At 69.2% G+C, this 22,280-nt stretch carries 26 protein-coding genes; 15 read left to right on the forward strand and 11 right to left on the reverse strand.

The annotated features are described in order from the left end of the window. Positions 1 to 7 precede the first annotated feature (7 nt). The 4 genes from QK444_RS10675 to kdpF are packed head-to-tail and all read right to left on the reverse strand — an operon-like array spanning position 8 to position 4,881. A complete protein-coding gene (locus QK444_RS10675; protein WP_282779392.1) occupies positions 8 to 877 on the reverse strand; it encodes a potassium-transporting ATPase subunit C in 870 nt (289 codons plus the stop codon). A 1-nt stretch (position 878) separates the two neighbouring features. After that, entirely contained in the window at positions 879 to 3,020 is a 2,142-nt protein-coding gene (gene kdpB, locus QK444_RS10680; RefSeq protein ID WP_282779393.1) for a potassium-transporting ATPase subunit KdpB, read from the reverse strand. Position 3,021: 1 nt separating this feature from the next. Further along, complete coding sequence (gene kdpA / locus QK444_RS10685; RefSeq protein ID WP_282779394.1) at positions 3,022 to 4,692, reverse strand: potassium-transporting ATPase subunit KdpA; 1,671 nt, start codon at positions 4,690 to 4,692, stop codon at positions 3,022 to 3,024. Then, positions 4,693 to 4,881, reverse strand: coding sequence for a K(+)-transporting ATPase subunit F (kdpF, locus tag QK444_RS36455; RefSeq protein ID WP_306357126.1), 189 nt, complete (start codon positions 4,879 to 4,881; stop codon positions 4,693 to 4,695). A 258-nt stretch (positions 4,882 to 5,139) separates the two neighbouring features. Here kdpF and QK444_RS10695 point away from each other — a divergent pair, with 258 nt between their 5' ends. Genes QK444_RS10695 through QK444_RS10710 form a run of 4 tightly spaced genes read left to right on the forward strand, consistent with a single transcriptional unit; the run spans position 5,140 to position 9,221 of the window. Further along, positions 5,140 to 5,289, forward strand: a complete 150-nt coding sequence (locus QK444_RS10695) for a hypothetical protein (RefSeq protein WP_195147129.1) — start codon at positions 5,140 to 5,142, stop codon at positions 5,287 to 5,289. Further along, positions 5,286 to 7,835: a sensor histidine kinase KdpD gene (locus QK444_RS10700; protein WP_282779398.1), complete on the forward strand. Its 2,550-nt coding sequence runs from the start codon at positions 5,286 to 5,288 to the stop codon at positions 7,833 to 7,835. Before QK444_RS10695 ends, QK444_RS10700 begins: the two co-directional genes overlap by 4 nt. After that, complete coding sequence (locus tag QK444_RS10705; RefSeq protein ID WP_282779400.1) at positions 7,832 to 8,533, forward strand: response regulator; 702 nt, start codon at positions 7,832 to 7,834, stop codon at positions 8,531 to 8,533. The genes QK444_RS10700 and QK444_RS10705 overlap by 4 nt, the downstream gene beginning before the upstream one ends. A 25-nt stretch (positions 8,534 to 8,558) precedes the next feature. Continuing rightward, positions 8,559 to 9,221, forward strand: a complete 663-nt coding sequence (locus tag QK444_RS10710) for an HAD family phosphatase (protein WP_282779402.1) — start codon at positions 8,559 to 8,561, stop codon at positions 9,219 to 9,221. On the opposite strand, the gene QK444_RS10715 is transcribed toward QK444_RS10710, so the two are convergent. Beyond that, a complete protein-coding gene (locus QK444_RS10715) occupies positions 9,218 to 10,456 on the reverse strand; it encodes a Dyp-type peroxidase (protein ID WP_282779403.1) in 1,239 nt (412 codons plus the stop codon). The genes QK444_RS10710 and QK444_RS10715 overlap by 4 nt on opposite strands. 197 nt (positions 10,457 to 10,653) lie before the next feature. Here QK444_RS10715 and QK444_RS10720 point away from each other — a divergent pair, with 197 nt between their 5' ends. The 8 genes from QK444_RS10720 to QK444_RS10755 all read left to right on the forward strand — a co-directional run bounded on the left by QK444_RS10720 (position 10,654) and on the right by QK444_RS10755 (position 15,495). Further along, on the forward strand, positions 10,654 to 11,100 hold the full coding sequence (locus tag QK444_RS10720) for a MarR family winged helix-turn-helix transcriptional regulator (protein WP_195147135.1): 447 nt from the start codon (positions 10,654 to 10,656) through the stop codon (positions 11,098 to 11,100). Between the two features lie 98 nt (positions 11,101 to 11,198). After that, positions 11,199 to 11,648 (forward strand): membrane protein, encoded by a 450-nt coding sequence (locus QK444_RS10725; protein ID WP_039816137.1) that lies wholly within the window; start codon positions 11,199 to 11,201, stop codon positions 11,646 to 11,648. Between the two features lie 9 nt (positions 11,649 to 11,657). Next, positions 11,658 to 12,305, forward strand: a complete 648-nt coding sequence (locus tag QK444_RS10730) for an HD domain-containing protein (protein WP_282779407.1) — start codon at positions 11,658 to 11,660, stop codon at positions 12,303 to 12,305. A 98-nt stretch (positions 12,306 to 12,403) separates the two neighbouring features. Further along, positions 12,404 to 12,868: an OsmC family protein gene (locus QK444_RS10735; protein WP_282779409.1), complete on the forward strand. Its 465-nt coding sequence runs from the start codon at positions 12,404 to 12,406 to the stop codon at positions 12,866 to 12,868. Continuing rightward, the gene (locus tag QK444_RS10740) at positions 12,865 to 13,146 is read left to right on the forward strand and encodes an acylphosphatase (protein ID WP_029930073.1); all 282 of its coding nucleotides are present in this window, start codon (positions 12,865 to 12,867) and stop codon (positions 13,144 to 13,146) included. The genes QK444_RS10735 and QK444_RS10740 overlap by 4 nt, the downstream gene beginning before the upstream one ends. Before the next feature lie 27 nt (positions 13,147 to 13,173). Continuing rightward, the gene (locus QK444_RS10745) at positions 13,174 to 13,824 is read left to right on the forward strand and encodes a hypothetical protein (RefSeq protein ID WP_282779412.1); all 651 of its coding nucleotides are present in this window, start codon (positions 13,174 to 13,176) and stop codon (positions 13,822 to 13,824) included. Beyond that, positions 13,824 to 14,987 (forward strand): glutathionylspermidine synthase family protein, encoded by a 1,164-nt coding sequence (locus QK444_RS10750; RefSeq protein WP_282779414.1) that lies wholly within the window; start codon positions 13,824 to 13,826, stop codon positions 14,985 to 14,987. Before QK444_RS10745 ends, QK444_RS10750 begins: the two co-directional genes overlap by 1 nt. Positions 14,988 to 15,051: 64 nt before the next feature. Beyond that, positions 15,052 to 15,495, forward strand: a complete 444-nt coding sequence (locus tag QK444_RS10755) for a DUF350 domain-containing protein (protein ID WP_143982092.1) — start codon at positions 15,052 to 15,054, stop codon at positions 15,493 to 15,495. A gap of 107 nt (positions 15,496 to 15,602) precedes the next feature. On the opposite strand, the gene QK444_RS10760 is transcribed toward QK444_RS10755, so the two are convergent. From QK444_RS10760 to QK444_RS10785, 6 genes are all read right to left on the reverse strand, one after another. Beyond that, on the reverse strand, positions 15,603 to 16,184 hold the full coding sequence (locus QK444_RS10760) for a dihydrofolate reductase family protein (protein ID WP_029930077.1): 582 nt from the start codon (positions 16,182 to 16,184) through the stop codon (positions 15,603 to 15,605). Positions 16,185 to 16,283: 99 nt separating this feature from the next. Beyond that, entirely contained in the window at positions 16,284 to 17,141 is an 858-nt protein-coding gene (gene mutM, locus QK444_RS10765; RefSeq protein WP_282779417.1) for a bifunctional DNA-formamidopyrimidine glycosylase/DNA-(apurinic or apyrimidinic site) lyase, read from the reverse strand. Beyond that, positions 17,141 to 17,896: a ribonuclease III gene (rnc, locus tag QK444_RS10770; RefSeq protein ID WP_029930079.1), complete on the reverse strand. Its 756-nt coding sequence runs from the start codon at positions 17,894 to 17,896 to the stop codon at positions 17,141 to 17,143. The genes mutM and rnc overlap by 1 nt, the downstream gene beginning before the upstream one ends. 25 nt (positions 17,897 to 17,921) lie before the next feature. Beyond that, positions 17,922 to 18,104 carry a 50S ribosomal protein L32 gene (rpmF, locus tag QK444_RS10775; protein WP_029930080.1) on the reverse strand — a complete coding sequence of 61 codons (183 nt, stop codon included), beginning with the start codon at positions 18,102 to 18,104 and terminating at the stop codon, positions 17,922 to 17,924. Positions 18,105 to 18,106: 2 nt separating this feature from the next. Further along, positions 18,107 to 18,736 carry a DUF177 domain-containing protein gene (locus tag QK444_RS10780; protein ID WP_282779425.1) on the reverse strand — a complete coding sequence of 210 codons (630 nt, stop codon included), beginning with the start codon at positions 18,734 to 18,736 and terminating at the stop codon, positions 18,107 to 18,109. Between the two features lie 133 nt (positions 18,737 to 18,869). Continuing rightward, positions 18,870 to 19,616 (reverse strand): DivIVA domain-containing protein, encoded by a 747-nt coding sequence (locus QK444_RS10785; RefSeq protein ID WP_029930082.1) that lies wholly within the window; start codon positions 19,614 to 19,616, stop codon positions 18,870 to 18,872. Positions 19,617 to 19,866: 250 nt separating this feature from the next. Here QK444_RS10785 and QK444_RS10790 point away from each other — a divergent pair, with 250 nt between their 5' ends. The 3 genes from QK444_RS10790 (at position 19,867) to QK444_RS10800 (ending at position 22,222) form a co-directional block, all read left to right on the forward strand. Then, positions 19,867 to 20,382, forward strand: a complete 516-nt coding sequence (locus tag QK444_RS10790; RefSeq protein ID WP_143982094.1) for a GtrA family protein — start codon at positions 19,867 to 19,869, stop codon at positions 20,380 to 20,382. Positions 20,383 to 20,874: 492 nt separating this feature from the next. Then, positions 20,875 to 21,885 carry a hypothetical protein gene (locus QK444_RS10795; protein WP_282779420.1) on the forward strand — a complete coding sequence of 337 codons (1,011 nt, stop codon included), beginning with the start codon at positions 20,875 to 20,877 and terminating at the stop codon, positions 21,883 to 21,885. Between the two features lie 64 nt (positions 21,886 to 21,949). Next, positions 21,950 to 22,222 (forward strand): hypothetical protein, encoded by a 273-nt coding sequence (locus QK444_RS10800; protein WP_282779422.1) that lies wholly within the window; start codon positions 21,950 to 21,952, stop codon positions 22,220 to 22,222. Positions 22,223 to 22,280 lie beyond the last annotated feature (58 nt).

Genomic DNA, 22,280 nt, shown 5'->3' on the forward strand with positions numbered 1-22,280 from the left:
GAAAGACTCAGCCACGCAGCGGGAATCGACTGTCCAGGTCCAGGTTCAGTTCGAGCACGTTCACCCTCGGCTCACCCAGGAAGCCGAGATCCCGGCCGCTGGTGTGGGCCGCCACCAGTGCGCGGACCTCCTCGGCGGAAACACCGCGCGCCCTGGCCACCCGCGCGACCTGAATCGCGGCGTACGCCGGGGAGATGTGCGGGTCCAGCCCGCTGCCACTGGCGGTGACCGCGTCGGCGGGCACGGCCGGAACGGCCGGGACATCACCCGCGATCGGCACGAGACGGCCGATCGAGTAGTCCTCCCCCGCCACCGCGCACTCCACCGTCACGCCCCGATACGTGGCGAGAAACGGTGTGGCCGGGCAGAGTTCGTTGACACTGACCACCGTGGTGGGATGCTCGACCGTACCGTCGGCCGAGCGCGGGCCGATGACCGACAGCACCGCGCCGACCCCGGCCGGGGTGCAGTAGGCACGTCGCCCGTCCACACCCTCGCGCGCGCCGACTTCCTTACTGCGCGTGCACACCTCGGTGAGCAGGCTGGTGGTGTCGACGGTGTCGACGATGTCCTCCGGGCCGAGATTGCTCGCCGAGGTCGACAGGGGATCGTAGCCGTCGCCGGCCACCGACGGGCGGCTCTGGAAGTACTGCGCCAGAGCGTTGCCGTCGGCATCGGTGAAGGACTGCCCGATCAGGCGGGAGCCCACCACGCCTCCGTCCCGCTCGAGCAGCGAGCCATCGGCGTTGTCGCGCAGGCCGGGCAGCTGCGCCACCGCGAAAACCGCGACGGGATAAACGATTCCGGTGATCACGGTGAGCACCAGCAGCGCGCGCAGCGCCGCGAGATGTTGCCGAATCCAGGTTGACGTACGCATATCAGGACATCCCGGGGAGGTATCGGACCACGAGGTCGATGAGTTTGATGCCGAGGAACGGCGCGATGATGCCGCCGACGCCGTACACCGCGAGATTGCGGCTCAACAGCTTCGACGCCGCGGCCGGTCGATAGGCCACACCCCGCAGCGCCAGCGGGATCAGCGCCACGATGACGACGGCGTTGAATACGACCGCGGACAGGATCGCCGACTGCGGGCTGGCCAGCCGCATGATGTTGAGCGCGTCCAGTCCGGGGTACAGCGCCACGAACAGCGCCGGAATGATGGCGAAGTACTTGGCGATGTCATTGGCGATGGAGAACGTGGTGAGCGCGCCGCGGGTGATGAGCAGCTGTTTGCCGATCTCCACGATCTCGATGAGCTTGGTCGGATCCGAATCCAGATCGACCATGTTCCCGGCTTCCTTGGCCGCGGAGGTGCCGGTGTTCATGGCGACGCCCACATCGGCCTGGGCCAGGGCGGGCGCGTCATTGGTGCCGTCACCGGTCATGGCGACCAGGCGGCCACCGGCCTGCTCGGAGGTGATGAGTGCGAGTTTGTCCTCGGGGGTGGCCTCGGCGAGGAAGTCGTCCACGCCCGCCTCCTCGGCAATGGCCTTGGCGGTCAAGGGATTGTCACCGGTGATCATGACGGTGCGGATGCCCATGCGGCGCATCTCGTCGAAGCGCTCGCGCATGCCTGCCTTGACGACATCCTTGAGATGGATGACGCCGAGCAGCCGGGCCACGCCGTTCTGGATCTCCGCGACCACCAGCGGGGTGCCGCCGGAGGCGGAGATGCCGTCCACGGTCCGACCGACCACATCGGGCACCTCGCCGCCGTTGACGCGCACCCATTCGGTGACGGCGCTGGCCGCGCCCTTGCGCAGCTGGTGCCCGTCGTGCAGGTCCACGCCCGACATGCGGGTCTGGGCGGTGAACTCCACCCAGGTCGCCCCGGTCAGCTCACCCGCGTGCCGCTCGCGCTTGTTGTACGCCTGCTTCGCGTACACGACGATGGAGCGGCCTTCGGGCGTTTCGTCGGCGAGGCTGGAAAGCTGTGCGGCGTCGGCCATCTCGTCGGGTGTCACGCCCGGCATGGGCACGAACTCCGATGCCTGCCGGTTGCCCAGCGTAATGGTGCCGGTCTTGTCCAGCAGCAGCGTGTTCACATCCCCGGCGGCCTCCACGGCACGGCCGGACATGGCCAGCACATTGCGCTGCACCAGGCGGTCCATCCCCGCGATGCCGATGGCCGACAGCAGCGCGCCGATCGTGGTGGGAATCAGGCACACCAGCAGCGACACCAGCACGATGCCGGTGATCCCGTCGCCGGTCAGCGCCAGGCTGTCGGGCACCCCCGGATTGTCGGCCTTGGCGTAGATCGCCAGCGGCTGCAATGTCACCACCGCGAACACGAAGATGACGGTCAGCGCGGCGAGCAGGATGTTCAGCGCGATCTCGTTCGGCGTCTTCTGCCGACTCGCGCCCTCGACCAGCGCGATCATCTTGTCGATGAACGAGCCGCCCGGTTCCTGGGTGATCCGCACGACGATGCGGTCCGACAACACCGTCGTGCCGCCGGTCACCGCCGAGCGGTCCCCGCCGGATTCCCGGATCACCGGCGCGGACTCCCCGGTGATGGCCGATTCGTCCACCGAGGCGATGCCTTCCACCACATCGCCGTCACCCGGAATCACCTGCCCCGCCTCGACCACGACGTGGTCGCCGCGCCGCAACTCCGGGGCCGCGACCTGCTCCTGGATGACGTGCGCACCGGGTGACCAGTCGATCAGCCGCCGTGCCACGGTGTCGGTCTTGGCCTTGCGCAGCGTGTCGGCCTGCGCCTTGCCCCGCCCCTCGGCGACGGCCTCGGCCAGATTCGCGAAAAGCACCGTGGCCCACAGCCAGAGCACGATGGCCCAGCCGAAGAAGCTCGGATCGGCCACCGCCAGCACGATGGCCCAGACCGCGCCGATCTCCACGATCAGCATGACGGGGTTGCGCCACAGGGTGCGCGGGTCGAGCTTGCGGAAGGCGTCCGGCAACGACCTCAGCAGTAGCTCGGGGTCGAACAGCCCCCGCCGCGCCCGCCCCCTGCTCGGCTGCTCGGCCGAGGTGTGTTCGATGCTAGGAGCAGTCATATCAGTGGATTCCTTCGGCGAGCGGCCCGAGCGCCAGCGCGGGCAGGAACGTCAGGGCGACCAGGATGACGGTCACGCCGACGACCATGCCGACGAACTGCGGCCGATGGGTCGGGAGCGTGCCGATCGACTCCGGCGTCTGCCCCTGCCGGGCCAGCGAACCGGCCAGGGCGAGAACGAGAATCATGGGTAGGAAACGGCCGCAGGCCATGGCCAGGCCGAGCGCGGTGTTGAACCACGCGGTGTCGCCGGTCAGTCCGGCGAAGGCCGAGCCGTTGTTGTTGGCCGCGGAGGTGAAGGCGTACAACACCTCCGACAGTCCGTGCGGACCGGAGTTGAGCATGCTCGCGCGTTGGCCCGGCATGGCCATGGCGAGCGCGGTGCCGACGAGCACCAGCAGCGGCGAAACCAGGAAATAGGCCGCGGCCAACTTGATCTCACGCGGAGTGATCTTCTTGCCCAGATACTCCGGGGTGCGCCCCACCATCAGCCCGGCCACGAAGACGGTGATCACCGCGAGGATCAGCATGCCGTACAGCCCGGAGCCGACGCCGCCGGGCGCGACCTCGCCGAGCTGCATGTTGAACAGCAGCATGAGACCGCCCAGGCTGGTGTAGGAGTCGTGGAACGAGTCCACCGACCCGGTCGAGGTCAGCGTGGTGGAGGCCGCGAAGACGGCCGAGTTCGCCACGCCGAAGCGCTGTTCCACGCCCTCCAGGGACGCGCCGACGGCCGATGGCACCGTACCGTGGTGCCGCAGCTGGAAGAACAGCGTCAGCGACCAGCTGACCATGGCGATGGTGCTCATGACGCCCGCGATGGCGAAGCCCTGCTTCCGGCTACCGACCATGCGCCCGAAGGTGCGCGGCAGCGAGAAGCTGATCACCAGCAGCAGGAAGATCTCCACCCAGTTGGTCCAGGTCGTCGGATTCTCGAACGGGTGGGCCGAGTTGACGTTGTAGAAGCCGCCGCCATTGGTGCCCAGGTTCTTGATGGCCTCCTGGCTGGCGACCGGGCCGCCGGGCAGCGTCTGCCGCCCTCCCGCAACGGTATTCGCCACCTGGTCGTGCACGTGGAAGTTCTGCACGGCTCCGCCGATCACCAGGACCAGCGCCGCCACGAACGAGATCGGCAGCAGAATCCGGATGGTTCCCCTCACCAGATCCACCCAGAAGTTGCCCAGCTCGCCGGTGTGCCGGCGAGCGAATCCGCGGACCAAGGCCATGGCCACCGAGATGCCGACCGCGGCGGAGACGAAGTTCTGCACCGCCAGGCCGCCCATCTGCACCAGATGCCCGTAGGTGGATTCGCCGCCGTAGTTCTGCCAGTTGGTATTGGTGACGAAACTGACCGCGGTGTTCCAGGCCAGTGCGGCGGTCACCTCGGTGCCCTGCTCGCCGAGACGCAGCGGCAGCCTGCCCTGGAGCAGTTGCAGGAAGAACAGGAAGAGCACGCTGATGGCCGAGAAGGCGAGCACGCTGCGGGCGTACACGCCCCAGCTGTGCTCGACCTCGGGGTGCACCCCGATGAGCCGGTAGATGCGGCGCTCCACGCGGGAGTGCCGGGTACCGCTGTACACCCGGTACATGTAGTCGCCCAGCGGCGCATGGACGAGGGCCAACGCCAGCACCAGGGACGCCAGGAAGGCGATCCCCGCGGTAGTCGTGTTCACTCAGAACCTCTCCGGAAACAGCAGCGCCGCAATCAGATAGACGGCGATGCCGAAGGCCAGGACCAGACCGACGACGTTCTGGGTCACAGCCGCTCCACCCCCCGCTGGATCAGGCCGAGCAGGGCGAAGACCGCGACGGTCAACACCGTGAACACCACGATGGACATATATCCGAACCTCTCTCCTCACGAGCGCATCCGTGGATGCGCCGGAGTGAGTCAAGCGCCCGCTCGGCCGGATTTCGATGCTCTTGACGCTTCCTTAGCGCCCCGGCCCGCCGCTTTGACGAGTCGTTGACAGCAAACTCGCCGCGTGTCGTCGAAAATCGTCAACGCACCCGCACTTCGCGTCAAGAAACCGCTAATCTCCGGCCGATCGATATTCGCGGCGGTAAACAGTGTGAGACCCGAACGCGCGAGACCCGCGCACCTACACAAGGAGATGTCAGTGCCCGACATGGCGTGCACCCTGCTGGTGGTCTTCGGCTTCCTCACGGCGGCCCTGTGCCTGCGCGTCCTCGCCGGAGCGACCGCGGCGCGGCGCGTGCGGGTGGCGCGCGTCCCGCGCCGCGACCCACGCGCGATGATGAGGCAGTGAAACGCGGGCAACTGCGGATTTACCTGGGGGCGGCCCCGGGGGTCGGCAAGACGTATTCGATGTTGGCGGAGGCGCATCGGCGACTGGCGCGTGGGCGCGATGTGGTGGCGGCGGTGGTCGAGACGCACGGGCGCGAGAAGACCGCCGAGCTGTTGGCGGGGATCGAGCGGATTCCGCCTCGGCTGGTCGAGTACCGGGGCACCACGATGCCGGAGCTGGATGTGGCGGCGGTGTTGCGGCGGGCTCCGGCGGTGGTGCTGGTGGACGAGCTGGCGCACACCAACGTGCCGGGAAGCGGCAACGAGAAGCGCTGGCAGGATGTGCACGAACTGCTCGATGCCGGGATCGATGTGATCTCGACGGTGAACGTGCAGCATCTGGAGGGCCTCAACGATGTCGTCGAGCGGATCACCGGGGTGGTGCAGCGGGAGACCGTGCCCGACTGGGTGGTGCGCGGGGCCGATCAGGTCGAGCTGGTGGACATCACGCCGGAAGCGTTGCGGCGCAGGCTCTCCCACGGAAATGTGTACGCCGCGAGCCAGGTGGACGCCGCGCTGCGCAACTACTTCCGCCCCGGCAACCTGACCGCGCTGCGGGAGCTGGCACTGCTGTGGCTGGCCGATCAGGTGGACGCCGCGCTCGCGAAATACCGTGCCGACCACCGCATCACCGACACCTGGGAGGCGCGCGAACGCGTCGTGGTGGCGGTGACCGGTGGACCGGAGTCGGAGACCATCGTGCGGCGCGCCAGCCGCATCGCCACCAAGTCCAGCGCCGAACTGATCGTCGTGCACGTGGTGCGCGGCGACGGGCTGGCGGGGGTGTCGGCGCAGCGGTTGGCGCGGCTGCGGGAGCTGGCCACCGGTCTCGACGCCTCGCTGCACACCGTCGCCGGGGACGAGGTGCCCACCGCCCTGCTGGATTTCGCGCGCCAGGTGAACGCGACCCAGCTGGTGCTTGGCACCTCCCGGCGGTCGCGGTGGGCACGCACCTTCGACGAGGGCATCGGGGCGGCCGTGGTGCAGCAGTCCGGCAGCATCGACGTGCACATGGTGACGCACGAGGAGTCCCGGCGCGGCGTCCGGTGGTCGGCGCTGTCCCCGCGCGACCGCGCCCTCACCTCCTGGGTGGCGGCGCTGCTGGTGCCCACGCTCATCTGCCTGGTGAATGTGCTGTGGCTGGACCGGTTTCTGGATCTCGGCGGCGAGAGCGCGCTGTTCTTCATCGGGGTGATCGCGGTCGCGCTGTTCGGCGGCGTGGCTCCGGCAGCGCTGTCCGCGCTGCTGTCGGGCCTGCTGCTGAACTGGTACCTCACCTCGCCGCGGCACAGCTGGACCATCTCCGAACTCGACAATCTCCTCACCATCGTGGTGCTGCTGCTGGTCGCGGTCGCGGTGGCGGCGCTGGTGGACGTGGCGGCGCAGCGAACCCGCGAGGCGCGCAAGGCATCCCGGCAGGCCGAACTGCTCACGCTGTTCGCGGGCGCGGTGCTGCACGGCGCGGATCTGCCCGCGCTGCTGGAACGCGCCCGCGAGACCTACCGGCAGCACGCGGTCAGCTTCGTCGCCGCCGACGGTGTGGTGGCGAGCGTGGGTGCGGATGCGCCGCAACGGGTTCCGGACGCCGATACCGCCATCGAGGCGGGCGACGGCCGCCACCGGCTGCTGCTGCGCGGCCCCCGGATCACCTCCGCCGACCGACTGGTACTCGGCGCGGTCGCGAATCAGGCCGCCGGACTGGTGAATCAGCGACAGCTGCGGGAGGAGGCCAGCGCCGCGCAGGCGCTGCTGGCGGCCGACAAGCTGCGTCGCGCGCTGCTGTCGGCGGTGAGCCATGATCTGCGCACCCCCCTGGCCGCCGCCAAGGCGTCGGTGTCGAGCCTGCGCAGCGACGATGTGGAGTTCTCCCCCGAGGACACCGCCGAACTGCTGGAGACCATCGAGGAATCGGTGGATCAGCTCACCGCGCTGGTGGGCAATCTGCTGGATTCGTCGCGGCTCATGGTAGGTGTCGTGCGACCGCGGATGCGGCGGGTATACCTGGATGAGGTGGTGCACCGGGCGCTGCTCGGCATGGGCACCCGGGGTCTGCGGCGGACGGCCCGCGACCGGGTGCGGGTGGCGGTCGACGGTATCTCGGTCCGCGCCGACAGCGGGCTGTTGGAACGGGTGCTGGCCAATCTGATCGACAACGCGGTGCGGTACTCCCCCGCCGACGCGCCCGTGCGGGTGACCGCCGAGCAGACCGGTGACCGGGTGTCGCTCACCGTGGTCGACACCGGGCCGGGCGTGCCCACCGGGATGGAGGACCAGCTGTTCGAACCGTTCCAGCGGCTCGGCGACCGGGACAACTCCACCGGAGTGGGGCTGGGATTGTCGGTGGTGCGCGGTTTCGTGGACGCCATGGGCGGCACCGTGCACGCGGAACCGACCCCGGGCGGCGGATTGACGATGGTGATCGACCTACCCGCGGGTGGTGGTGACTCCGAAGACTCCACCGAGACGGAATCCCCGGCGGGTACGGCTACAGAACAGGAGATCGGGTGACGACATCGGCGACTGCGCCGACCAGGGTCCTCGTGGTCGACGACGAACCGCAGATTCTGCGGGCGCTGCGCATCAACCTGTCGGTGCGCGGCTACGAGGTGATCACCGCCGCGAACGGGGCGGCCGCGCTGCGCGCGGCCGCGGAGAAACATCCCGACGTGGTGGTGCTGGACCTGGGGTTGCCGGATATGGACGGCATCGAGGTGCTCGGCGGGTTGCGCGGCTGGTCCACCGCACCCGTGATCGTGCTGTCGGCGCGCACGGACTCCTCCGACAAGGTGGAGGCGCTGGACGCGGGCGCGGACGACTACGTCACCAAGCCGTTCGGCATGGACGAACTGCTGGCCCGGCTGCGCGCGGCCGTGCGCCGGGCCGCGACCTCCGGCGACAATGCCGAGCCGGTGGTGGAAACCGCCTCCTTCACGGTCGATCTGGCCATGAAGAAGGTGACCCGGCACGGCAAGGATGTGCATCTCACCCCCACCGAATGGGGGATGCTGGAGATGCTGGTGCGCAATCGCGGCAAGCTGGTGGGGCGGCGGGAGCTGCTGCGCGAGGTGTGGGGTCCCTCGTACGCGACCGAAACCCATTATCTGCGGGTCTATCTCGCGCAGTTGCGGCGCAAACTCGAGGACGACCCGTCGCAGCCCAAACATCTGCTGACCGAGGCGGGCATGGGGTACCGGTTCCAGGCGTGAGGCCGGGATGGCGCACGATGGGGCCATGTCATTCCAGGCGATCGTGTTCGACATGGACGGCGTACTGCTCGACACCGAGCCCATCTGGGAGGAGGTCCGGCGCGGCTATATCGACGAGCTGGGCGGCCGCTGGCTGTCCGACACCCAGGACCGGCTCATGGGCATGAGCACCGCCGAGTGGGCCGCATACCTGAGCACCGACCTGCTGGATGGGCGGCGCACGCCCGAACAGGTGGCCGCGGACGTCATCGACCGCATGAGCGACCGCTACGCCGACCACCTGCCACTCATGCCGCACGCGGTGGAGACGGTGCGCGGCATGGGCGAGCATTTCATCCTCGGCCTGGCCAGTTCGTCGCCGCGACGGCTCATCGACGTCGCCCTCGACCACATGGGGGTGACCCGGCTGTTCCGGGCCACCGTCTCCACCGAGGAGGTCTCGCGCGGCAAGCCCGCCCCGGACGGCTATCTGGCGGCGGTGGCCCGGCTCGGCATCACCCCCGAATCCGGCGCGGCCATCGAGGATTCCAGCAACGGCCTGCGCTCCGCCCACGCCGCCGGACTCACGGTGATCGCCGTCCCCCACCCACGCTACCCACCGGCCGAGGACGCCCTGAACCTTGCCGCCTACGTCGCCGACGGTCTGAAAGACCTGACACCCGAACTGGTTTCGTCGCTGGCGAGCTAGTCCAAGCCCAGCCCGGCGGCGACCGGCGCACCGGGTGCCACGCCGGGCGGTACGGCGAAGAGGGCGCTACCGGTGTGCTGGATGACCGCGTTCATCCGATCGGACGCGGCGAGTGCCCGCTGCGCCCGGATGAACTGTGCCGGTGGGTTGTTCATGTAGGCCACGAACAGCAGTCCGGCATCCAGGGAGCCGTGCCCGCCGTGGGTGTGGTTCGGATCGGTGCCGGCGGGGTGACTGTGCGGAGCGACCGGTTCCGGCTCACCGCCCGCGTTCGCGACGAGGGTGCCGTAGTCGTAGCTGTAGCCGCGGCGGAACATCGGGATGTCGTGGACCAGGCGGATATGGGAGTCGGCCGGGATGATCAGCTCGCCGTCGGCGGAGCGGGCGTCGAGGTCCACCGGATCGAATTCCCCGGTGCCGCCGAGCGGCGCGCCGTCACCGCGCCGACGTCCCACGATGCGATCCTGCTCGGCCAGCGCCAACATGTCCCAGTCGGCGGTCTTCATGCGGATCTTGCGGAACACCAGATAGCTGCCGCCGTGGAACCACGCGGGTTCGGCGGAGCCGTCCACCCAGACCGTGCGCGCGAACTCCGGGGTGCCGGGGCGGGGGTTGGCGGTGCCGTCCTTGTGGCCGAACATATTTCGCGGGGTGCCGCCGTCCTTCGGACGGCTCAGGAAGCCGTGCTGGGTCCAGCGCATCCGTCCCAGGCCCGGCAGCCGCGCCCGCAGCGACCGGAAGGCATGGCTCACCACCTGGGCGTCGTCGGCGCAGATCTGTACCAGGACGTCGCCGCCGCACCAGGCGGGATTCAGTGCGTCGCCGGGAAATTCGGGCAGCTGCCGCAGGTGTTCGGGGCGGCGGTCGGCCAGACCGAAACGGTCGTCGAAGAGCGACGGACCGAGGCCGAAGGTCACGGTCAGGCGGGCGGGATCGAGCCCACTGGCGAAATCGGTGTGATTGCTGAAGCCCGGATCGGTGTCGGCGGTATCCGGCACCCGCTCACCCGCGGTGAGCGCGACCGCGGTCTCCGTGCAGGCGGCCAGCAGCTCGCGCAACACCCCGCGATCCGGGCGCGCGACATCGCAGGCCAGGAAGAGCGCGTGCGACTGTACGACAGTCTCGATACCGGCCTGATGCGGTCCGTGGAACGGTTCGACGGATGGGTCCGCCGAGCGCTCCGGCGCGCTCACCCGGCCCGCCACGATCCCGGCGCTCGCCGCACCCGCCGCCATCAGTGCCGAGCCGAGGAGCGTGCGTCGCGGCAAACGGCCGGAGCCGCCAGAGTTACTACGCGCAGTAGTAGATTCGTCCATGGGCTCGCAGCGTAGCCGCGCACGGGGCCAACCTTCAACCAGACTGAAGGCTACCGCGACCTGCCAGCGCGCCCCGGCAACCACCCCCGCGCCGGAGCGTGCGCGAAAATATCCCGGTGACCACCCAGAACGGCCTGCCCGAACCGCCACCCGCCAGCACCTCGATCATCGTGCTGACCTTGGCGCATCGCATCGAGGCCGAACTCGGCGCGGCACTGGCCCCGCTGAGCCTCACCGTCGCCCGCCTGGCGGTCCTCGGCCATATCGCCGCCATTCCAGGGGCGTCGTTCAGCGAGTTGGCGCGCATGGGCGGCATCAGCGTGCAGAGTGTGCACACCGCGGTGAAATCCATGGTCGCCGCGGGACTGGTGCGCGATCGCACGGCTCGCGCCGGATCGGCGTCGACCATCGAACTCACCGCGAAGGGCAGACGCTTGCTGCGCGCGGCCCAGCAGGTGGTCGACGAGGTGGACGAGCGCCTGTTCGGAGCCGAGGCGGACCCCGACCGCCGCCGGATCGGCGAGGCGGTGATGGCGGCCTTCCGGGCCGGAAGCGGTTCCTGACAGCCACTTTCCCCGCCCGCGGTGACGTTTCCCACAACCTTCAGCCTAACTGAAGCCTACTGCTACGCTTCAGCCACCCTGAAGGTTGGAGTGATGCCATGCAGAAGGCACTGCTGTCGATACACGTGCTGGCCGGAATCATCTTCGTCGGCGGTTCGGCCGTCGCCGCGAGCCTGTTCCCGCGCTACGCACCCGTCGCCGCCACCGCGGCCGGACCTCCCGCGCCCGAACGAAACCCGGCCGTCGCCAAGGCTTTTCATCGGATCACCGGCACCTACGCGCTACTGGCCCTCAGCGTGCCGATCGTCGGCATCATCCTGGCCACCGTCCAGGGCCGGATGAGCGAGATCTGGATCACCCTCGCCATGGCCCTCACCTTCACCGCGGGCGGCCTGCTCGCCGTCGTCATCCACCCCATGCAGCGCCAAGCCCTCGACGCCCCGGACGACGGGAAGCGCCTGCGCACCCTCGGCATGCTCGCCGGAATCTACAACCTGCTGTGGACGGTCGTGGTCGTCCTCATGATCGTGCGCCCCGGCGCGGAATAGGAGTAGCTCATGTCACTCACCCTCCCCGCGACCCCGCTGGCCGAAGCCGCCAACCAGCTGATGTTCGAGGCGCTGGAGCCCCATTTGTGCCACCACAGCCTGCGCGGCTTCTTCTTCGGGCGGGCGCTCGCCGCCGCCCAGGGACTCACCCCCGGCCGGGACTACGACGAGGAGATCATGTTCCTCATCTGCGTCCTGCACGATATCGGGCTGGCCGAACGCGCCAATGGCACACAGCGATTCGAGATGGACGGCGCGGACTACGCGGCGCGGTGGCTGGAAGGCCAGGGCGTCTCCGATGAGCGCGTCGACATCATCTGGGACGCCATCGCCGCGCACACCACGGGACTGAGTTCGTCGCCCGTCTACCGTCGCCGCCGCCCGGCCGAGATCTGGATCTCGGTCAGCGGTATCGGCATCGACGTGGGCGGCGGCCCGAATGATCTGCCGCCGGGCCTGGCCGATGCCGTGCACGCCGCCTACCCGCGCCTCGGCGGCACCCGCGCCCTCACCGAGTCCATCGCGAAACAGGTGATCGCGAATCCGCGCAAGGCCCCGCCGGGCAGTCTGCCGGGCGAGATCCTGCGGCTGCGGCATCCGGAACTGGTGCCGTTCACCTGGGATACCGTGCTCGACGCCAGCGGCTGGCGGGATTGAGCCGACCGGTGCGGCGGAATGCGGCCGACCCGATCGACGTTCGGCATATCCGGACGGGTCCCGCCGGGCCCGCCACCGAGCAATGGGAGGATCGTGTCATGTCCGAACAGACCGCCGCACCGCAGACCGCCGCTCCCACCCTGGCCGCCGAACCGGTCGAACTGTGGGTGGAGCGCACCGGCACCCGCGCCTACACCGGCCGCAACAATCGCGGCGGCGAGGTGCTCATCGCCTCCCAGGGCGTACCCGGCGCGTTCACGCCCGGTGAACTGCTGAAGATCGCGCTGGCGGGCTGCACCGGACTCAGCACCGATTTCACCCTGTCGCGCCGCCTCGGCGACAACTTCGACGCCACCGTGCGCGTCTCCGGCGACGCCGACCGCGAGAACGAGCTCTACCCCGAGCTGAACGAATCCTTCGAACTGGATATGAGCGAACTCGACGAGGAGTCCCGGCAGCGGCTGCTGGTCGCCGCGCAGCGCGCCATCGACAAGGTGTGCACCGTGGGCCGCACCCTGAAGGCGGGCACCGTGGTCAACCTGTCCTTCACCATCGACGAATGAGCGCCGACCCCGTCCGGCTCAGCGCCTGGGTGCACGGACTCGTCCAGGGGGTGGGCTTCCGGTGGTGGACGCGGTCGCGGGCGCTCGAGCTCGGGCTCACCGGTTACGCCCGCAATCACCGCGACGGCCGGGTGCACGTGATCGCCGAGGGGCCGCGGCGGAATTGTGAGACACTTCTGACGCTGCTGCGCGCCGGTGACACACCTGGCCGAGTCGATCTCGTTGTGGAAGACTGGGGCGCCGCACAGGGTGGAATGAACGGATTCGAGGAGCGGTAGTGCGCGGGGTGGCCTGGGAGTCGAGCGGTGACTGACGAACATCCCGGCGGACCACCGAACCCCGCCGACGACGACCGCCCCGTCGCCCTGCCGACCCCGCCGCGCGGCAGCATGCAGCGCCAGGAACCCGGAGTCACCCAGCCGCGCCCGCCCACGGTGGCCGAAGCGCGGGCGCGCGAGAAGGCCCGGCGGCGAGCCGAGGAGCAGGCCCGGGCCGCGGCCGACGCCGAGGCGGCCAAGCAGAAGAAGCGCAAGAAGCTGCTCATCGGCGGTGTCGCCGTGGTGGGCGTGGCTGGCCTGGTCGGCGGCGGCTACCTCGCCTACAGCGCGCTCACCGGACCCGATGTCACCGCCTACTGCACCGTCATCGTCGACAAGGGTGAGACGGTCGTCGTCGGCAACAATGGCGAGACCTACACCGCCACCAGGAACAATGAGGAGATCGTGGTCCCCGACCGGTACTGCGAGGAAGCCTCCCGTTCCAGCGGCGGCAACAGCACCGGCGTCTTCATTCTCGCGGGCAACCAGTACCGCTACTACTACGGCGGCACGAACACCATCGGCAAACCGCCGTCGGGCGGCACCACGGTGAAGCCCAAGGGTGCGGAGATCAAGACCAAGAGCGGCACCACCATTCAGCGCGGCGGGCTGGGCACCCGGATCGGCGGCGGGTCGTAATGCGGCGACTGCGCGGCACCCCGCGCCCGGGCTGGAAGGACATCACCGCGGCGCAGGGGCTGGTATACGGCTCCCCGGGTCGCGACGCCAGCGGGCAGCCCCGCCCGTACTGGGACGAGTCGGTGCACTACGAGTTCGACATGGACGAGATCCTGGCCCTCGAGGCGCAGGTCGAGGTGCTGCACACCATGTGCCTGCACGCCGTCGAACAGGTCGTGCTCACCGAGCGGTTCGCCGATTTCGGTCTGCCGCAGTGGAGTTGGGAACCCATCGCCAATTCCTGGAAGCGTGCCGACCCGCACGTCTACGGCCGCTTCGACCTGCGCTACGACGGTCGCGGTCCGGCGAAACTGCTGGAGTACAACGCCGATACACCCACCTCGCTGCTGGAGGCGGCGATCGTGCAGTGGCACTGGCTCACCGACACCCATCCCGACGACGACCAGTGGAACTCCCTGCACGAGAAGCTCGTCGAGCGCTGGGGCGAACTGCGTGACGCGCTGCCCGGCGGCGAACTGCACTTCACCTGGTCCAGCGCCGACGCCACCGGCGAGGACAACGTCACCACCGCGTACATGCAGGAGACGGCCGCCGAGGCCGGATTCGACACGGTCGCACTGCCCATCGAGGAGATCGGCTGGGATACCGAACTGGAGCGCTTCGTCGACCTGGCGGAAGCGCCCATCGAGTCGGTCTTCAAGCTCTACCCCTGGGAGTGGGTGCTCGACGACGACTTCGGGCAGCGCGTGGTGGGCTCCCTGCCGCAGACCATGTGGCTGGAACCGCTGTGGAAGACGCTGCTGTCCAACAAGGCCATTCTCGCGGTGCTGTGGGAGATGTACCCCGGACACCCGAATCTGCTGCCCACCTACCTCGACGACCCGCACGAACTCACCGAATACATCCGCAAGCCGAAACTCGGCCGCGAGGGCGCGAATATGACCATCGTCGGCGCGGGCTTGGAAGCCGCCACCGGCGGCGTCTACGGCGCGGAGGGTTTCGTGTACCAGTTGCTGGACCCGCTGCCGGAATTCGACGGTATGCGGCCGGTGCTGGGCGCCTGGATCGTCGGCGACACCTCGGCCGGCCTCGGCATCCGGGAAACCGCCGGGCTCATCACCGATGATGGGGCGGCCTTCGTACCGCACCGGATTCCGCAGTGACCACACCGGTGACCGAGCCCGCCGGTGCGCAAGCTTTGACCAACCCCCTACCTGGAGGACATCGATGACAGCCACACTCGCGCTGGAAGCGAGCACGCTCGGCCGTGGCGTGGGGGCCATCCTCTGCTACGCCGTACTCGGCCTGGTGCTCATGGTGCTCGGCTTCCTCGCCGTGGATCTGACCACCCCGGGTCCGCTGCGCGCCATGGTCGCCGAGGGGCGGCCCAATGCGGTGCTGGTGAGCGCCAGCGGGATGATCAGCATGGCGCTCATCGTGGTGCTGGCCATCTACGCCTCGGCGGGCAAGCTCTCCGACGGCCTCGTCACCGCCGGCGTGTACGGCTTGGTCGGCATTGTGGCGCAGGTGGTTTCGGTGCGGCTGCTGGAGCTGGCGGTCGGCATCGACATCGGTGCGATGCTGAAGAACACCGACTACACGGCTGCCGCCTGGATGGTGGCCGCCGCGCACCTGTCCCTCGGCCTCGTGGTCGCCGTCGCCATCCTCTGACATATCCGCCACCGGGGCGATATCGTCCGATGCGCGCCCGCCTCCGTCCACGAGGCGGGCGCGCATCGCGTCGCACGACCGTCTCGGTGGCGACAGTCGCTGCCGCGCTAGCGAATCCGGCTGTACTTGAGAAAAGCCACGCCGTCCTCGAACACGCGGCTGGTCAGCACCCGGAAGCGGGCCGCGTCGGGAAGCCGTGCGCTGGAACCGAACAGCGGACGGCCGCGCCCCAGCACGATCGGGTACAGCTTCAGGAAGATCTGGTCGATCTCCGGCAACAGCGCCTGGGCGAGCTCCCCACCGCCGCACAGCCAGATGCCGAGTCCCTTCTCCCGCTTGAGCTCTCGCACCCGGCCCAGCGGATCCGCGGAGATGAGCTCCACATCCGGATCCGGACTCTCCGGCAGCGCACCCGACACCACGAACTGGCGCAGATGCGCGTACGGGCTCGAGGTGCCCGTCCGGACACCGAAATCATGTGTCTTGCGGCCCATTACGACGGTGTCGAAGGTGGTGCCGGACTTGTCGATGCCCAGCGCCTCCCGCACCTTGGTCGGCAATGTCTCCGGATAGTGCGCGGCGATCGCCGAACCGTGGTCACCGCCCACGGGGAAGAAATCGACCGAGCCGTCCTCGGTGGCAATGAACCCGTCGATGGTCGACGCGACGTAGTAGGTCAGTTTGCGCATTCGTCCTCCATGGCCGCGCAGTGCGGCCGATAGAAAAACGGTAGCGCCTGAAAGTGATCGCGGCGAGGCCGTCGGGTGGCCGGAGGGCAAGCCCCCAGTTCAGGGGCGGGGTCGGCGCTGGCAGCGCGGGCAGGAGAACGAGGACCGGTTCATGAACTTCTCCCGCACCATGGGGGCACCGCAGCGGCGGCACGGCTCGTCCTCGCGGCCGTAGGCGTTGAGCGAGCGCTCGAAGTAGCCGGACTGACCGTTCACGTTCACATAGAGCGCGTCGAAGGAAGTGCCGCCCGCGAGCAGCGCCTCGCCCATCACCGCCCGCACCTCGGTGAGCAGACCGTGCAGGGCGGGCTCGGAGAGCTTGGCGGCAATGCGCTCGCCGTGGATCCCGGCCCGCCACAGCGCCTCGTCGGCGTAGATGTTGCCGATACCCGAGACCACCGTCTGATCGAGCAGTACCCGCTTGATCTCGGAATGTTTGCGTCGCAACACCGTCACGACCGCGTCCGGATCGAAGTGCGGGTCGACCGGATCGCGCGCGATATGCGCCACCGCGTCCGGCAGCGGCGTGCCATCCACCTCGACCAGCGGGGCCAGCATCCAGCCGCCGAAGGTGCGTTGATCCACGAAGCGCAGCTCGCTGCCGGAATCGAGGGTGGCGATGATGTGGGCGTGCTTCTCGAGGGGCGCGTCGGCGGGCTGCACCAGCATCTGCCCGCTCATGCCCAGATGCACGACCAGCGCGGTATCGGGCTCGTCGAAGGTGAGCCACAGGAATTTGCCGCGGCGCTGCGCCGCCTCGACGCGGAGACCGGCCAGCCGTGCGGCCAGATCGTCGCCGCCGGGCACATGCCTGCGCACCGAGCGCGGATGTTTGACGGTGACGGATTCGACGACGCGGCCCGCCACATGCTCGGCGAGGCCGCGTCGTACGACTTCGACTTCGGGAAGTTCGGGCATCAGGCCCCTGGGTTCTCCACGGTCTCGGCGTGCAGCGACTGATAGGCGGCCCCGGCCGCCTTCTGCTCCGCTTCCTTCTTGGAGCGGCCCACACCCTGACCGTAGGCACGACCACCGATCACCGCCGTGGCGGTGAACTCCTTGTCGTGGTCGGGCCCGGTCGAGGTGATCTCGTAACTGGGCACGCCGATACCGCGTTCCGCGGTCAGCTCCTGCAGACTGGTCTTCCAGTCCAGCCCGGCGCCCATGCGGGGGCCGCGCTCGAGCAGGTCCGCGAACAAGCGCAGCACCACGCTGCGCGCGACATCGATGCCGTGCTGCAGGTGCACCGCACCCAGCAGCGACTCCATACCGTCGGCGAGAATGCTCGGCTTGTCCCGGCCGCCGGTGAGCTCTTCGCCCTTGCCCAGCAGCAGGTGACGGCCGAGGCCGCCCTCGCCCAACCCGCGCGCCACTTCGGCGAGCGCGTGCATATTGACCACGCTCGCGCGCAGCTTCGCCAGCTCACCCTCGGACTTGTCCGGATGTTCCAGATACAGGCGTTCGGTGATGCTCAGCCCGAGCACCGAATCGCCCAGGAACTCCAGTCGCTCGTTGGTCGGCAGTCCGCCGTTCTCGTACGCGTACGAGCGATGGGTGAGCGCGAGGCGCAGCAGGTCCGGTCGCACATCGACGCCGAGCGCCTCGAGCAGGCTGGTGTGGTCGGCTGAGTCGCCTACGGCGGGTACGTCCGCCGCGTCCTTGCTGGCGGTCACGGTTGCGCTACCGGAGGTCCGGGAATCAGACGGCAGCGGTGACCTGGCGGCCCTTGTAGGTGCCGCAGCTGGGGCACGCGATGTGCGGCAGGGTCTTCTCGCCGCAGGCGCGGTTCGGGCAGGTGATCAGGGTCGGCGCGGTGGCCTTCCACTGGCTCCGGCGCGAGTGGGTGTTGGCACGAGACATCCGGCGCTTCGGAACGGCCACGACTACTTCTCCTCTGAATCTGAATCGGCTGACTGGTTTGCCCCGGTGCCATCGGCACCGTTCTGCACGGCGAGGCTCGCGAGCTTGGCCCAGCGAGGGTCAAGTATCTCATGACCGTGTTCGGAACCCGCAATCGCCATCCGAACCCCGCATTCCGGGCACAGGCCCGGGCAGTCCGGCTCACACAGCGGCTGCAACGGCAGTTCCAGCCCGACGGCATCGATGACCACCGGTTCCAGGTCGATCAGGTCGTCGACCAGGCGGTGGATCTCGTCTTCCTCGGTGGTCTGCTCGGTCGCGCTGTCCGGGTAGGCGAACAGCTCGGTGAGCCGCAACTCGATCGCGTCGGTGAACGGTTCGAGGCAGCGCGAGCATTCGCCCTCGATCGGCGCGGAGACCGTGCCGGTGACCAGGACGCCTTCGGATACCGCCTGCAGGGTCAGATCCAGCTCGACCTGCGCACCGGCGGGAATGCCGACCATTTCGAGGCCGATCTTCGCGTCGGTGGTGACGGTGCGGCGCACCTGCTTCATCGATCCGGGAGCACGTCCGAGACTGCGCACGTCCAGCACGAAACCCGCGTCGGTCGCCTGACGACGGTGACGCGGATTGGAACCGGATTGGGCGGACATCACGAACTCACTCACGCTCGGTGTGGAATGGGCAACCACTCAACAATACGGGACGAGCCGGTCCGCGCCCAAATCCCATTCGGTGCTCACATCCCAGTCAGGGCCCAGATCCCAGTCAGTGCCCAGATCTCGGTCAGCGCCGGAAGTCCGCCGCGTAATCCGGGACGCTCGGCGCGGTACGCACCTGGGTGCGCCCCCTGCCGACCACGCGCAGCGCGTTGTTCAGCGTGTCCTCGAAGTCCGCGAGCTTGCCGTCGACGTACTGGTCGCATTCCTCGCGCAGCCGGTCCGCCTCCGCCTGGGCGGTGTCGATGAGCCGCGCGGATTCCGCGTGCGCGGCGCGCACCACCTCGGTCTGCGAGACCAGGCGCTCCTGCTCGGCCTTGCCGTCGGCGACCGACCGGTCGTAGGACGCCTGTCCGGCCGCGGTCATCCGCTCGGCCTCGACGCGGGCGCGGCCGGTGACCGCCTCGAACTCGGCCTTGCCCTCGGCCACGGTGCGTTCGGCCTCCTGCTCCGCCGAGCTGACCAGGTGGTCGGCGTGCGCGCGGGCCTCGGCGACCATGCGGTCGGCGTGCGCCTTGGCGTCGGCCAGGATGCGGTCGGCCTCCTCGCGCGCCGAGGTGACCGTGTGATCGGCCTGCTGGTTGGCGGTGGTGACGGTGGTGTCGGCGGCCGTGCGGGCATCGGTGACGATCTTGTCGCGGTGGTCGAGCACGTCCTGGGCGTCATCGAGTTCGCCGGGCAGGGCCTCGCGCACGTCGTCGAGCAGTTCCAGCACTTCGCCTCTGGGCACGATGCAGTTGCGGGTGGGCGGAATCCCACGCGCCTCTTCGACGATGGCGACGAGCTCGTCGAGTGCTTCGAATACCCGGTACATACTGCTACCCCACTTCTCCTGCCGGACTCACGGCGACACTCTCCGCTTCTGGCCAGTGTGCCCCGCGGGGCGGCTGTCAACTGTGTGCGACTCCGGCGTGTCGGTCACTGTTTCCTAGCGCACAGAGTGTCTCGCAGGCCACAGATTAAAGTGGAGGAAAACCCTCCGGTTGATGCTACATTTGTCTCCGACAGCGCAGTCGCACCTGGCCCACCGGCCCCGGGTTCGGCGAGTTCGATCGGAAGAGACAATGACCGTCCTGGATCTACCGCAGCGGGCCATCATCCCCGCCGGAGAAGTCCTTACCGTCTACACCGACGGCTACCTCGCCCTACGGCGCACCTGGGCGCACTGGATCGGACAGCTCGGCTCCTTCCTGCGCGGTGAGCACGCCTTCGCCCAGCTGATCCGGTTCGCACTGGTCGGCGGTCTCAGCAATATCGGCTACCTGCTGCTGTTCGTGGCGCTCTACGGCAGTGGAGCGCAACTGGCCAACCTGGCCGGGTCGGTGGTGAGCACGGCCATGGCGAACGAACTGCACCGCCGCCTCACCTTCCACGCCTCGGAACGCGTGCGCTGGCACACCGCGCAGCTCGAGGGCGGCGCGCTGGCCCTGACCGGCCTGGCGATCACCGCCGGAGCCATCGCCCTGCTCGAATGGACGGCACCGCAACTGGGCGGCCCAGCCCAGGCCGCCGCGGTCCTCGGCATCACCGCCGGCGTCGGCACCCTGCGCTTCCTGACCCTGCGCCTCTGGGTGTTCTAACGAACCGGCTGAGCCCGCGACCTCTGCGATGCACGTACCTCGCGCGGGCCGCGAACGTCCCGGCGGCGCTGCGTACTGATCGGTGCTACAGCCGAGTATCCGTATGCCCCTGACACCCGGTCGCGTACACCGTCGGTGGCGGTAGCGGCAGCTTGCTCGCGGTGCGGGAAACAACTGGTCCGGGATCGGGGGAACCTCGGCGCGGTGTGGCGCGTCCAAGGAAGGCATAGCGGTTCGGAGCCGGTGCGGGCCGCTGCGGTTCCGCATCGCGTCGAGGTGTTGTCGGTTCGATTCAGCACCACGGTGGCTCGGCGACGGCGGAGCCACCTCGGTTCAGTGCGATTCTCGGGAGGTTCGAGCCATGAAGCGTTATACGGGAAGCCGGATCGGGCGGCGCGGCGGTGGGGTGCCGGGAGCGCCTGCGCACCAGCGGGTTCCGGGGCGGCCTCGCCTGCACCCCGCGATCGTCCGTACTCTCCGTCGGCGTGGCGCATGAGCGCCGGGCCGGTGCATCGGCGGCCCGAGGTGCTGCTGGCGGGGGTCGATGACGACGAGATCCGGCGGCGGTGTGCGGGTGGAACGTGGCGGCGGGTGCGGCGCGGGGTGTACGCCGAGCAGGCGACATACGCGGATCTCGGTGCGGCCGAACGACATCGGCTGCTGATCGAGGCGGCCGTGCCGGGACTGTCGGTGGCGGCGATCGTGAGCCACCAGTCGGCGGCGGTGCTGTACGGGGCCCCGATTCCGACGGCGGAGCTGGGGCGGGTGTGCGTGACGCGCAATCGGCGCGGTGGCGGGCGGGTGCGGACCGACGTGCGGGTGCACTGCGCGCGGGTGGACCGGGTGGTGGAGTTGGGCGCGCTGGTGGTGACCACGCCCGCGCGCACCATCGTCGATCTCGCGCGCACGCTGCCGTTCGAGGCCGCGGTGGTGGCCGGTGACGCCATCGCTCGCCGATTCGGGGTCAGCGCGCTCGATCTGGAGGAGGAACTCGGAACGGCGAAGCGCCGCCACGGCTGCACCCAGGCGCACCGAGTGGCGGAATTCCTGGACCCGCACAGCGCCAGCATCGGCGAATCCCGCAGCCGCGTCCTGTTCCGGCACCTCGGCCTCCCGGTCCCGTACTCCCGCGGCGAGGTCTTCACCACCGGCGGCCGCCTGGTCGACCAGGTCGACTTCTACTTCCCCGACACCGGCGTCATCGGCCTCTTCGACCAGCACCACCCGCCCCGACGCGCACCCACATCCGCCGCTACGAACACGGGTATGACGCGCACGGGGACGACCGACGCGGCAGCGAGCCGAGCGGCCATGCGCCGCGAAGAGTCCTTGCGCGCCTTGGGCTTCCACGTCGTCCGCTGGTCCGCCGCCGAACTCCCCTCCCCCGAGATCGGCGCCCGAGTCCGCGCCGTCCTCTACCGCGCCCGCCGCCTCAACCGCGCAGGCTACATCCACCAGGCAGCCCTCCCCACCCCACAACCCCTCACCTTCCGCGCGCTATAGCGCTACGTCGCCGCGCCCGCCCGGCGACGTAGAGCGGGCGCGTCCGAGCTGCCACAATGCGCGAGTGGGCAACACATTGACGGAGTGGAAGTGCCCGGTATGCGGCCAGCGCTCACTGCGGAACGTCGACCGGCTGGGCGAGTCTTGTTCACGCTGCGAGGCGAGCGCATTTCTCGCCGACCTGCCGGAATCGGTGCGCTCCGAAGTTGTGTGTCTGCTGCGTCAGCAGAAGAGACTCATGGCGGTCGTGAAGTTGCGGGAGGGCTTCGATCCTCCGCCGTCCTTGCCATTGGCCCTCGACGTGACTGTCCTCCTCGAAGCGGAATCCGCCGACTAGCGGTCCACGCGGGCGACTCCACCGCGCCCCGGGCCGGGGGGGCCGGGGCGGGGGGGAC

The sequence above is a fragment of the Nocardia sp. CC201C genome (assembly GCF_030010695.1).
Lineage (GTDB): Bacteria > Actinomycetota > Actinomycetes > Mycobacteriales > Mycobacteriaceae > Nocardia > Nocardia otitidiscaviarum.